Origin of the sequence: Kitasatospora sp. NPDC127067 (assembly GCF_042724755.1) — a bacterium.
GTDB lineage: Bacteria > Actinomycetota > Actinomycetes > Streptomycetales > Streptomycetaceae > Kitasatospora > Kitasatospora lactacystinica.
The window spans coordinates 58,429-71,795 of sequence record NZ_JBHXEM010000037.1 but is presented as its reverse complement, the minus strand read 5'-3'; the positions used below and the strand labels follow the sequence as shown (position 1 = coordinate 71,795).

Sequence of the window (13,367 nt, the reverse complement as noted above, 5' to 3'; positions counted from 1 at the left end):
CGCCCACGTCATCCTGGAGCAGGCCCCGGAGCCCGAGCCCGTCGAGCCCGCCGCCGCCCCCGCCGAGGGCACCGCCCCCGCCGAGGGCACCGGGCCCGCGCTCACCGCCGGCCCGCTGCCGTGGCCGCTGGCCGCGAAGACGGCGGACGGGCTGCGCGGCCAGGCCGTCCGGCTGCGCGACGCCATGACCGCGGACGACGCCCCGCGGCCGGTGGACGTCGCCCGCTCCCTGCTGACCCGGGCCGCGCTGCCCAGCCGCGCCGTGGTGCTCGGCGCCGAGCGCGCGGAACTGCTGGCCGGCCTGCAGGCGCTGGCCGACGGGGAGTCGGCGGCCAACCTGGTGCGCGGCGAGGCCGCCGGCGGCACCGGGGTGGTCTTCGTCTTCCCCGGCCAGGGCAGCCAGTGGGCCGCGATGGCCCGTGAACTCCTGGACGCCTCACCGGCGTTCCGGCAGCGGCTGGAGCAGTGCGAGGCGGCGCTCGCGCCGTACGTCCCCTGGTCGCTGTCCGAGGTGCTGGGCGGCGCGCCGGACGCCCCCGACCTGAGCCGGGTGGACGTCGTCCAGCCGGTGCTCTGGGCGGTCATGGTGTCGCTGGCCGAGGCCTGGCGCTCGGTCGGCGTCCGCCCGGCCGCGGTCGTCGGCCACTCCCAGGGCGAGATCGCGGCGGCCTGCGTCGCCGGCGGCCTGACGCTGGAGGACGGCGCCCGGGTCGTGGCGCTGCGCAGCCGGGCGCTCGCCGCCCTCGCGGGCCGCGGCGGCATGGTCTCGCTGCCCGTCGGCCGGCAGCGGGCCACCGAGCTGATCGCCCCCTGGGGCGAGGGCCTCTGCGTGGCGGCGGAGAACGGCCCCGCCTCCACCGTGGTCTCCGGCGAGGCCGGCCCCGTCGAGGAGCTGCTGGCGCTCTGCGAGGCCCGGGAGGTGCGCGCCCGCCGCATCCCGGTGGACTACGCCTCGCACTCCCCGCAGGTCGAGGAGCTGCGCGAGCGCATCCTCGCCGACCTCGCGCCGATCACCCCCGGCTCCAGCGGCATCGCCTTCTACTCGACCGTCACCGGCGCGCCGATCGACACCGCGCGGATGGACGCCGGCTACTGGTACGACAACCTGCGCTCCACCGTCCGCTTCGAGCAGGCCACCCGCGCCCTGCTGGCCGACGGCCGCTCGGTGTTCGTGGAGAGCAGCCCGCACCCGGTGCTCACCATCGGCATCCAGGACACCGCGGACCAGGCGGGCACCCCGGTGACGGTCACCGGCACGCTGCGCCGCGAGGACGGCGGCCCGGACCGCCTCCTGGCGGGCGCCGCCGAGCTGTGGACCGCCGGGGTCGCCGTCGACTGGTCGGCGGCCTTCGCCGGCGGCACGCGCACCGCGCTGCCCACGTACGCCTTCCAGCGCCGCCGCTACTGGCCCGACCCGCTGCCCGCCCCGGCGCGGGCGGCCGGGGGCGGCGACCCCGCCGAGAGCGGGTTCTGGGACGCCGTCGAGCGCGGCGACGCCGAGGAACTGGCCGCCACCCTGCGGCTGGACGAGGCGCCCGGGGTCCTGGACGCGGTGCTGCCCGCGCTGGCCGGCTGGCACCGCGGCCGCCGCCGGGGCGCGACCGTCGACTCCTGGCGCTACCGGGTCACCTGGACCCCCGTCCCCGACCTGCCCGCGCACCCCCGGCTGGGCGGCCGCTGGCTGCTCGCCCTTCCGGAGGGCGGGAACGGCGGGGAGGTCGCCGACCTGCTGCGCTCGGCCGGGGCCGAGGTGGTCGAGCTGACCGTCGCCGCCGACGCCGACCGTACGGAGCTCGCCGAACGACTGAGCGCTGTCGGCTCCGCCACGGGTGCGGTCTCGCTGCTGGCGAGCGCCGAGGACGCACCGCAGGCCCCGGCCGGGCCGGCCGCGACCGTCACCCTGCTCCAGGCCCTCGGCGACGCCGACCTCGACGCGCCGCTCTGGTCGCTCACCGGCGGCGCGGTGTCGATCGGTCGCGCGGACCCGCTGCGCAGCCCCGTCCAGGCGCTGGCCTGGGGCCTCGGCCGGGTCGCCGCGCTGGAGTACCCGCGCCGCTGGGGCGGGCTGATCGACCTTCCGGCCGTCCTGGACGCCCGGGCCGGAGCCCGGCTGGTGGCGCTGCTCGGCGGCGCCGCCGGGGACGAGGACCAACTCGCCGTGCGCGGCTCCGGGGTGTTCGCCCGCCGCCTGGCCCGCGCCCCGCGCGCGGCCGGGACGACGCTCGAACTGCCCGGCTCGGTGCTGGTCACCGGCGGTACCGGCGCGCTCGGCGCGGTCGTCGCCCGCTGGCTGGCCGGCCGCGGCGTGCCGCACCTGACCCTGCTCGGCCGGCGCGGCACGGCGGCGCCGGGCGTGGCGGACCTGGTCGCGGAACTGGAGGCGCTGGGCACCCGGGTGACCGTGGCCGCCTGCGACCTGACCGACCGGGAGTCGCTGGCCGGCGTGCTGGCGCGGATCCCGGCGGAGTTCCCGCTGGTCGGCGTGGTGCACGCGGCCGGCGTCGGCCAGGCCATGATGCTGGACCGCACCGGCCCGGCGGAGCTGGCCGAGGTGCTCGGCGGCAAGGTCGCCGGCGCGCTGCACCTGGACGAGCTGACCCGGGGCCTGGACCTGCGGATGTTCGTCACCTTCGGTTCGGGCGCCGGGATCTGGGGCAGCGGCGGCCAGGCGGCCTACGCGGCCGCGAACGCCTACCTGGACGCGCTGGTCCTCCGGCGCCGGGCCGAAGGCCTGCCCGGCACCTCGGTCTCCTGGGGCGCCTGGGGCGAGGTGGGCATGGTGTCGACCGACGCCGTCCGCGACCACCTGCGCGAGCGCGGCATGGTGCCGATGGACCCGGACCTGGCGATCGAGGCGCTGGCCGGGGCCGTCGACGCGGGCGAGGACTGCCTGACCGTCGCCGACATCGACTGGCCCCGCTTCGTCGACACCTTCACCGCCACCCGGGTCAGCCCGCTGCTGGCCGACCTCCCCGAGGCGCGGACGGCGGACGAGGAGCCGGCCGGCGAGGACCGGCGTCCGGACCTCGGCCGCCGGCTCGCCCCGCTGCCCGAGGCGCAGCGCCGGCAGATCCTGCTGGACCTGGTCCGCAGCGAGGTCGCCGCCGTGCTCAAGCACCCGGACGTCCGGGCCGTCGAGGCCGCGCGGACCTTCAAGGACCTGGGCTTCGAGTCGCTCACGGCGGTCGAGCTGCGCAACCGGCTGAACCGGGAGACCGGCCTGCGGCTGCCCGCGACCATGGTGTTCGACCACCCGACGCCGACCGCCCTGGTGGCCTACCTGGAACGGGAGTTGGACCTCGGAGCCGAGGCGGGCCCGGCCGGCGCCGAGTCGGCGGCGGTCCCGGCCGGCCTGGACGAGCCGATCGCGATCGTCGGCATCGGCTGCCGTTTCCCCGGCGGCGTCCGCTCGCCCGAGGACCTGTGGACCCTGGTGGCCGACGGCGCCGACGCGCTGTCCTCCTTCCCCGTCGACCGCGGCTGGCCGGACCGGGTGCCGGGCGTGGACAGCGCCGTCGGCGGCTTCGTGGACGACGCCACCGAGTTCGACGCGGGCCTGTTCGGGATCTCGCCGCGCGAGGCGCTGGCGATGGACCCGCAGCAGCGGCTGCTGCTGGAGGCGTCCTGGGAGGCCTTCGAGGACGCCGGCATCGATCCGCACGAGGTGCGCGGCAGCCGGACGGGCGTCTTCGCGGGCGCCTCGTCCTCGGGCTACGGCCACGGCCAGCTGCTCGACGGGGTCGAGGGGCACGTGCTGTCCGGCACCGCCAACAGCGTGATCTCGGGCCGCGTCTCCTACGTGTTCGGGCTGGAGGGTCCGGCGGTCACGGTGGACACGGCCTGCTCCTCCTCGCTGGTGGCGCTGCACCTCGCGGTGCAGGCGCTGCGGGTGGGCGAGTGCGGCATGGCGCTGGCCGGCGGCGTCGCCGTGATGGTGAACGCCGGTGCGTTCGGCGAGTTCAACCGGCAGGGCGGCCTGGCCTCGGACGGCCGCTGCAAGGCCTTCGCGGCCGGTGCGGACGGTACGGGCTGGGGCGAGGGCGTCGGCGTGCTGGTGCTGGAGCGGCTGTCGGACGCCCGGCGCAACGGCCACCAGGTGCTCGCGGTGGTCCGGGGGAGCGCCGTCAACCAGGACGGTGCGTCCAACGGCCTCACCGCGCCGAACGGGCCCTCGCAGGAGCGGGTGATCCGTCAGGCGCTGGCCAACGCGGGGCTGTCGGTCTCGGACGTGGACGCCGTCGAGGCGCACGGGACGGGCACCCGGCTCGGGGACCCGATCGAGGCCCAGGCGCTGCTGGCCACCTACGGCCGGGGCCGCGACGGTGAGCCGCTCTGGCTGGGTTCGGTGAAGTCCAACCTGGGCCACACCCAGGCCGCCGCCGGTGTGGCGGGCGTGATCAAGGCCGTGCAGGCGATGCGCAACGGTGTGCTGCCGGCCACCCTGCACGTGGACGAGCCGACGCCGCAGGTGGACTGGTCGGCAGGCGCGGTCGAGCTGCTGACCGAGGCCCGGCCGTGGCCGGAGGCCGGTCGCCCGCGCCGGGCGGGCGTCTCCGCCTTCGGGATCAGCGGGACCAACGCCCATGTGGTGCTGGAGCAGGCGCCGGCCGAGGAGCAGGTGCCGGTCGAGGAGGCGACGGGGCCGACGCCGTGGGTGGTGTCGGCGCAGAGCGCCGGGGCGCTGAAGGCCCAGGCGGCGCGGCTGGCCGGGGAGTTGGAGTCCGGGGCACTGGAGTCCGGGGCGTCGGAGTCCGGGGCCCGTCCGCAGGACGTGGCGTGGTCGCTGGCGACCGGGCGGGCCGGGCTGGCCCACCGTGCGGTGGTGCTCGGCGACGACCGGGCGGCGCTGCTGGACGGCCTGCTCGCGCTGGCGGACGGCCGCCCCTCGGGCGGGGTCGTCAGCGGTGTCGTGGCGGAGGGCCGCACGGCGTTCCTGTTCACGGGGCAGGGCGCGCAGCGGGTCGGCATGGGTCGGGAGTTGTACGAAGCCTTCCCGGTGTTCGCCGGGGCGTTCGACGCGGTCTGCGCGGAGTTCGACCTGCTGCTGGACCGGCCGGTCCGGGACGTGGTGTTCGAGGGCGTTGAGGATCTGGACCGGACGGTGTGGGCGCAGGCCGGGCTGTTCGCGGTCGAGGTGGCGTCGTTCCGGCTGCTGGAGTCCTGGGGCGTGGTCCCGGACGTGCTGCTCGGGCATTCGATCGGCGAGGTGGCGGCCGCCCATGTGGCGGGCGTCCTCTCGCTGGCGGACGCGTGCGCCCTGGTGGCGGCGCGCGGCCGGCTGATGGATGCGCTGCCCGAGGGCGGCGCGATGCTCGCCGTCCAGGCCGCCGAGGCCGAGATCCGCGACGCGATCGGCGGCCGGCTGGACGTGGCGGCGGTCAACGGCCCGACCTCCGTGGTGGTTTCGGGTCCGGTCGAGGTGGTCGAGGAGTTCGCCGCGCGCTGGAAGGCCGAGGGCCGCAAGACCCGTCGGCTGACCGTCTCGCACGCCTTCCACTCGGCCCTGATGGACCCGATGCTCGCCGAATTCGCCGCCGTCCTCGCGAAGTCGACCTTCGCCGAGCCGAGGATCCCGGTCGTCTCCACCCTGACCGGCAGCCTCGCCGAGCCGGGCCTGCTCACCACCCCCGACTACTGGGTGCGCCAGGTCCGCGAGGCCGTCCGCTTCGCCGACGGCGTCGACGCCCTGCACCGCCAGGGCGTCACCCGCTACGTCGAGCTGGGCCCGGACGCCGTGCTGTGCGGCCTGGCCGGTCAGGCCGTGGGGGAGGCCGTGTTCGCGCCGCTGCTGCGCCCCGGCCGGGACGAGCGGGAGACCGTCCTGCGGGCGCTCGCCGCCCTGTGGGCGGCCGGGGCCGGGCTCGACTGGTCCGCGGTGCTGCCCGCCGGCCGTCGGGTCGCCCTGCCGACGTACGCCTTCCAGCGCGAGCGCTACTGGCCGCGCTCCCTCGACCTGGGGAGCCTCACGGCCGACCCGGCCGAGACCCGGTTCTGGCAGGCGGTCGAGAACCAGGACCTGGACGGCCTGGCCGAGGCCCTGGAGATCGACCGGGCGCCCGAGGAGCTGGCGTCCGTCCTGCCGGTGCTGTCCTCCTGGCGGCAGCGCCGCCAGGTCGACTCGGTGGTGGACTCCTGGCGCTACGAGGTGGTCTGGAAGCCGCTGACCGGAGTGACGGAGTCCTCCCTGTCGGGCCGTTGGCTGCTGGTGACGGCCGAGGACGCACCTTCGGCCGCCGTCGAGGCGGCGCTTCGGGCCGCCGGCGCGGACGTGGTGAAGCTGGCCGGCGAGGGCCTCGGCCGGCGGGAACTGGCCGACCGCATCCGCGCGTCGGTCCCGGAGGGCGAGCCCGCCGGGGTGGTCTCGCTGCTCGCCTCGGCCGAGGGGCCGCGGGCGGAGGGCTCGCAGGTGTCCTCCGGCGTGGCCGGGACGCTGACGCTGGTCCAGGCACTGGGCGACGCGGGCGTCCGGGCCAGGCTGTGGTCGGCGACCGTCGGTGCGGTGTCGGTGGGCCGGGCGGACCGGTCGGTGAGCCCGGCGCAGGCGCAGATCTGGGGTCTGGGCCGGGTGGCCGCACTGGAACTGCCGGACCTGTGGGGCGGGTTGGTCGACCTTCCGCCGGTGCTGGACGAGCGGGCCGGCCGTCGGCTGGTGGCGGTGCTCGGCGGTGCCGAGGACCAGGTCGCCGTGCGCTCCTCGGGCGTCTACGGGCGCAGGGTGGTGCGGGCCGCGCAGCGGAGCGGCCGCGGCGGCGTTTGGACCCCGTCCGGGACGGTGCTGGTGACCGGTGGTCTGGGTGCGCTGGGTGCGGAGGTGGCGCGTTGGCTGGCCGGGCGCGGGGTGCCGCACCTGGTGCTGACCGGCCGTCGTGGCGACCGGACGCCGGGCGCCGCCGAGCTGGTGGCCGAACTGACCGGTCTGGGTGCCCGGGTGACGGTCGCCGCCTGTGACGTGGCGGACCGCGACGCGGTCGCCGCCGTCCTGGCCGCGGTGCCCGCCGAGCTGCCGCTCACGGGCGTGGTGCACACCGCGGGCGTGGTGGACGACGGCGTGCTGGACGGCGAGACGGTCGAGCGGTTCGAGCCGGTCTTCGCCGGCAAGGTCGGCGGCGCCGACCTGCTGGACGAGCTGACGGCCGGTCCGGAGCTGGATCTGTTCGTGGTCTTCTCCTCGGTCGCGGCGACCTGGGGCAGTGGTGGCCAGGGCGCCTACGCGGCGGCCAACGCCCACTTGGACGCCCTGGTGCAGCGGCGCCGTGCGCGCGGCCGGCGGGGCACGTCGGTGGCCTGGGGCCCGTGGGCCGGTGAGGGCATGGCTGCCCAGGGCGATGCCGCCGAGCAGCTGCGCCGTCGTGGCCTGGCCGTGATGGACCCGGAGTTGGCGGTGTCGGCCCTGGCACGGGCGGTGGACGCGGACGAGGTCTGTGTGACCGTCGCGGACGTGGACTGGCAGCTGTTCGCGCCGGCCTTCACGGCCGTGCGCACCAGCCGGCTGCTGGCGGAGCTGCCGGAGGCCGTCGGCGCGCAGGCGCCGGTGGTTGAGGGCGTGGAGCGGTCCTCGGAGTTCCGGGAGCGGCTGGCGGAGACCGCGGCCGGGCGCCGGGAGCGGATGCTGGTGGACCTGGTCCGGACCGGTGCGGCCGCCGTCCTCGGGCACGTTTCGATGGACGCCGTGGACGCCGGTCAGGCGTTCCGCGACCTCGGATTCGACTCGTTGACGGCGGTGGCCCTGCGCAACCTGCTGGTGAAGGAGACCGGGCTCTCGCTGTCGGCCACGCTGGTGTTCGACTATCCGACGCCGGTGGTGCTGGCGCGGCATCTGGCCGAGGAACTGCTGGAGTCGGTGCCCGAGGCGGTGGCGGAGCAGGCCGGTGCGGCGGTGGCCGTCGCGGACGATCCCGTCGTGATCGTGGGCATGAGCGCCCGCTATCCGGGCGGGGTGCGTTCGGCGGCCGGGCTGTGGGATCTGGTCGCGGCCGGAGCCGACGGGGTCACCGGCTTCCCGACCGACCGGGGTTGGCCGCTCGAAGCGGTCGGCGCGGCGGCGGCGCGCGGTGGCTTCGTGGAGAGCGTGACGGAGTTCGACGCCGGGCTGTTCGCGATCTCGCCGCGCGAGGCGCTGGCGATGGACCCGCAGCAGCGGATCCTGCTGGAGGCCTCCTGGGAGGCCTTCGAGGACGCCGGGATCGACCCGCGCTCGGTGCGCGGCGAACAGATCGGCGTCTTCGTCGGAGCCTCCAACTCCGGCTACGGTGCCGCCGGCGGCCTGGAGGAGGTCCAGGGCCATGTGCTGGCCGGGACGGCGAACAGCGTGATCTCCGGCCGGGTGGCGTACACCTTCGGCCTGGAGGGCCCGGCCGTCACCGTGGACACGGCCTGCTCCTCCTCGCTGGTGGCCCTGCACTGGGCGGCGCAGGCGCTGCGCGAGGGCGACTGCGGGCTCGCGCTGGCCGGCGGTGTCACCGTGCTGGCCACCCCCGGGGTGTTCGGCGAGTTCGACCGCCAGGGCGGCCTGGCCGCCGACGGCCGGTGCAAGGCCTTCGCGGCCGGCGCGGACGGTACGGGCTGGGGCGAGGGCGTCGGTCTTCTGGTGCTGGAGCGGCTCTCGGACGCGCGCCGCAACGGGCACGAGGTGCTCGCGGTGGTCCGGGGCAGCGCGGTCAACCAGGACGGCGCCTCCAACGGCCTCACCGCCCCGAACGGGCCCGCCCAGCAGCGGGTGATCCGGCAGGCGCTGGCGAGTGCCGGGCTGTCGGCCGCCGAGGTGGACGCCGTCGAGGCGCACGGCACGGGCACCGTGCTGGGCGACCCGATCGAGGCGCAGGCGCTGCTGGCGACCTACGGCCGGGATCGCGCCGGCGAGCCGCTCTGGCTCGGCTCGGTGAAGTCCAACATCGGCCACACCCAGGCCGCGGCGGGCGTCGCGGGCGTGATCAAGATGGTGCAGGCGATGCGCCACGGGGTGCTCCCGGCGACCCTGCACGTGGACGAGCCCACCGCCGAGGTGGACTGGTCGGCGGGCGCGGTGGAACTGCTCACCGAGGCGCGCTCCTGGCCCGAGCTGGACCGGCCGCGCCGCGCGGGCGTGTCCTCCTTCGGGATCAGCGGCACCAACGCCCATGTGATCATCGAACGCCCCGAGCCCGGGCCGGCGCCGGCGCCGGCGCCCGCGCCCGCGCCGGTGGCGGTGGCGGGGGCCGGCCTCGGCCCCGTCCCGTGGGCGCTGTCCGCCCGTACCGCCGAGGGGCTGCGCGGCCAGGCCGAACGGCTGCGCGAGCACGTGCGGGAGCACGGGACGACGGACCTCCGGGACGTCGGCCGCGCCCTGGCCACCACCCGTGCCGCGCTGGAGCACCGGGCGGTCGTCGTCGGCTCCGACCGCGAGGAACTGCTGCGCGGGCTGGCCGCCGTCGTCGACGGCGCGCCGAGCGCGGCCGTGGTCTCCGAGCGCGCGGGCGACGGCCGGGTGGCGTTCCTGTTCACCGGCCAGGGTGCGCAGCGGGCCGGGATGGGACGTGACCTCCACGCCCGCCACCCGGTGTTCGCGGAGGCCTTCGACGCGGTCTGCGCGGAGTTCGACCTGCTGCTGGACCGCTCGGTCAAGGACGTGGTGTTCGAGGGCACCGAGGACCTGGACCGGACGGTGTGGGCGCAGGCCGGGCTGTTCGCGGTCGAGGTGGCACTGTTCCGGCTGCTCGAATCCTGGGGTGTGGTCCCGGAGTTGATGCTCGGCCACTCGATCGGCGAGATCGCCGCGGCGCACTGCGCCGGGGTGTTCCCGCTGCCGGACGCCTGCGCCCTGGTGGCCGCGCGCGGCCGGCTGATGGAGGCACTGCCCGAGGGCGGCGCGATGCTGGCGGTCCAGGCCACCGAGGCCGAGGTCCGCGAGGCGACCGTCGGCCGCCTGGACGTCGCGGCCGTCAACGGCCCGGCCGCCGTGGTGGTCTCCGGCCCCGTCGAGGTGGTCGAGGAGTTCGCCGCGCGCTGGTCGGCGGCCGGGGTGAGGACGCGCCGGCTGGCCGTCTCGCACGCCTTCCACTCGGCCCTGATGGAGCCGATGCTGGACGACTTCGCGGCCGTCCTGAAGGGCCTGGCCTTCAGCGAGCCGGGCATCCCGGTGGTCTCCGCCCTGACCGGCGGGATCGCCGAACCCGGCCTGCTCACTACCCCCGACTACTGGGTGCGCCAGGTCCGTGAGGCCGTCCGCTTCGCCGACGGCGTCGAGACCCTGCACCGCCAGGGCCTGACCCGGTTCGTCGAACTGGGCCCCGACGGCGTGCTGTCCGCGCTGGTGGCCCGGATCGTTCCGGACGCCGTCGGCGTGCCGCTGCTGCGCGAGGGACGGGACCACGTGCCGTCCGCCGTCGGGCGGCTCTGGGCGGCCGGCGTGCCGGTGGACTGGGCGGCCGTGCTGCCCGGTGGCCGGCGGGTGGACCTGCCGACCTACGCTTTCCAGCGGGACCGCTACTGGCCGGAGCCGACGGCGGCGGCGCAGCCCGTCGACCCGGCGGAGGAACGGTTCTGGGAGGCGGTCGAGCGCGAGGACCTCGGTGAGCTGGCCGAGACCCTGGACGCCCGACCGGAGGCCGTCGGGACGGCGCTGACCGCGCTGTCCTCGTGGCGTCGCCGCCGTCGCCAGGACGCCCGCACCGACGCCTGGCGCCACCGGGTGCTGTGGCAGCCGGCCGCCGCGCCGTCCGGCCGGGCCGTGCTGGACGGGATCTGGCTGGTCGTCGCCCCGGAGGGCGAGGAGCTGGCGGCCGAGGCGCAGAGCAGCCTGGTCGCCGCCGGGGCCCGGACGCTGCGGCTGGCCGTCGACGGCGACGCGGGCGACGCGGGTGACGGAACCCGCGGGACGGACCGCGCGGCGCTGGCCGCGCGGCTGCGGACCGTGCTCGACGGGGCCGGTGCGCTCGCGGGCGTGCTCGCGGTGCCCGGCGACCGGGTCGCCGAGCTGGCGACGCTCGCCCAGGCCCTGGGCGACACCGGCCTGACGGCCCCGCTGTGGGCGGTCACCGCCGGTGCGGTGTCGACCGGCCCGGCGGACCCGCCGGCCGACCCGGGCCAGGCCACCGTCTGGGGCCTCAGCCGTGGCCTCGACCTGGCCGGTCCGGACTGCTGGGGCGGCATCGTCGACCTCCCGGTGCGCCGGGACGCCGCCGCCTGGGACCGCCTCGCGCAGGCGCTCACCGGACCGGAGCAGGAGGCCGCGATCCGCGACGGGCGGGTCTTCGTCCGCCGGCTGGTCCCGGCCCCGGCCGGGGCGGCGGCCGGGCAGGTGCGGTGGCCGGACACCGGCACCGTCCTGGTCACCGGCGGCACCGGCGCGCTCGGCCGGCGGGTCGCCCGCCGACTGGCCGGCCTGGGCGTGCAGCGCCTGCTGCTGGTCGGCCGGCGCGGTGAGCGGGCGCCCGGCGTCGCCGACCTGCTCGCCGAGCTGCGGGCGGCCGGAACCGAGGCGACGGTGGCGGCCTGCGACGTCGCCGACCGGGCGGCGCTCGCCGGGCTGCTCGCCGCGGTCCCCGCCGAGCACCCGCTCACCGCGGTGGTGCACGCGGCCGGGGTCGGCGACGACACCACGGCCGACGCGCTCACCCCGGAGCGGATCGCCGAGGTGCTGCGGCCCACCGTGGACGGCGCCCGCCACCTGCACGAGCTGACCTCGGGTCTGGACCTGAGCGCCTTCGTGCTGTTCTCCTCGGTGGCCGGGGTCTGGGGTGCCGCGCAGCCCGCCCGGGCGGCGGCCAACGCCTACCTGGACGCGCTGGCCGAGGCCCGCCGGGCCGCCGGCCTGGCGGCCACCTCGATCGCCTGGGGGCCGTGGGCCGCCGCCGACGGGCTGACCGCCGACGCCGCCGGCCTGCTGGCCCGCACCGGGCTGCGGGCGCTGGACCCGGACGCGGCGCTCGACCTGCTCGCCCGTCTGCCCCGGGAGGCCTGCCTCACCGTCGCGGACGTCGACTGGGAGCGCTTCGCCGCCTCGTACACGCTCAGTCGGCCGCGCCGGCTGCTGGACGGGGTCCCGGCCGCACGGCGCACCGCCGGCGCGGCCGACGAGCCGGTGCCGGCGGACGCGGCGGCGCTGCGCGAGCGGCTCGCCGGGCTGCCGGACGAGGAGCGGCACCGGGCCGTGCTCGACCTGGTCCGCGCCCACGCCGCCGGCGTGCTCGGGCACGACGGCGCCGAGGCGGTCGCACCGGAGCGGCCGTTCCTGGAACTGGGCGTCAACTCGCTCAGTGCGATCGAGCTGCGCGACCGGCTCCGGACGGCCGTCGGGGTGCCGCTGGAGAGCACCGTGGTGTTCGACAGCGGGACCGCGGCCGAGCTGGCCCGGCGGGTCCTGGCGGCCCTCGGCGGGTCCGCCGCCGCCGAGCCGCGCGAGCAGACCGGGATCCTGCGCACCCTGTACGCCGAGTCGATGCGGCAGAACAAGCTCCACAAGTACATGGAGTTCCTGTCCGACGCGGCCTCCTACCGGCCGATGTTCGACTCGCCCGAGGAGGTCACCGAGCCGCCCGCGCCGGTCTTCCTGGCGCGCGGGCCGAAGCGGCCGCGGGTGGTCTGCCACACCGGCATGTCGGCGCTGGGCGGCGTGCACGAGTTCGCCCGCTTCGCCGCCTCCTTCAACGGCAGCCACGACGTGATCGCGCTGCCGCTGCCCGGATACCGGGACGGGGAGCAACTGCCGGCCGGCCTGGAGGCCTCGCTGGACTGGCAGGCCAGGACACTGGTCGAGGTCGCCGGGGACGCTCCGTTCGTGCTCCTCGGACACTCCGGCGGCGGGCTGCTCGCCCACGCGCTGACCCGCCGGCTGGAGGCGATGGGCGTGCCGGTGGCCGGCGTGGTCCTGGTGGACACCTATCCGATGGACCGTCCGATGCACCAGGAGTGGCTGTCGGAGCTGACCGAGGGCACCTTCGGGCGTGAGGAGCTGGCCGTGCCGATGACCGACACCCGGCTCACCGCCCAGGCCTGGTACGGCCGGATGTACCTCGGCTTCCGGGCCGAGGAGGTCGCCGCCGCCACCCTGGTGGTCCGGGCCTCCGACCCGATCGGCGAGTGGACCCGGGAGGACGACTGGCGCGCCACCTGGGACCGGCCGCACCGTACGGTCGACGTCCCCGGCAACCACTTCACGGTGATGATGGAACACGGCGCCACGACCGCCGCGGCCGTCCGGGAGTGGCTGGACACCCTGGTCGAGCCCGGTGGTGCGCAGGCCGCCGAAGGGTGACCGGACGCGGAACCGCCCGGGAGCGTCTCGTACCCGCCCCGGCGGGGGCCGACCCCGGCCGCCCGCGCCCGCGCGCGGAGCCGCCCGCACCCGCCCCCGCGGGATGCCCCCCACCAATCTTAAAAACGGTTGGACC

1 protein-coding gene and 1 pseudogene are annotated in these 13,367 nt (G+C 77.2%); one reads left to right on the top strand and one right to left on the bottom strand.

The window, feature by feature from the left end:
* A pseudogene (locus ACFWJ4_RS17815) lies at window positions 1-186 on the bottom strand (hypothetical protein); the annotation flags it as partial.
* Here ACFWJ4_RS17815 and ACFWJ4_RS17810 point away from each other — a divergent pair.
* Window positions 185-13,231, top strand: coding sequence for a type I polyketide synthase (locus ACFWJ4_RS17810; RefSeq protein WP_380544913.1), 13,047 nt, complete (start codon window positions 185-187; stop codon window positions 13,229-13,231). The pseudogene ACFWJ4_RS17815 and the gene ACFWJ4_RS17810 sit on opposite strands and share 2 nt — an antisense overlap.
* Window positions 13,232-13,367 lie beyond the last annotated feature (136 nt).

Excerpts from the sequence above, each read along its gene's own strand:
- ACFWJ4_RS17810 (WP_380544913.1), top strand. The coding sequence starts at position 185 with ATGACCGCGGACGACGCCCCGCGGCCGGTGGACGTCGCCCGCTCCCTG.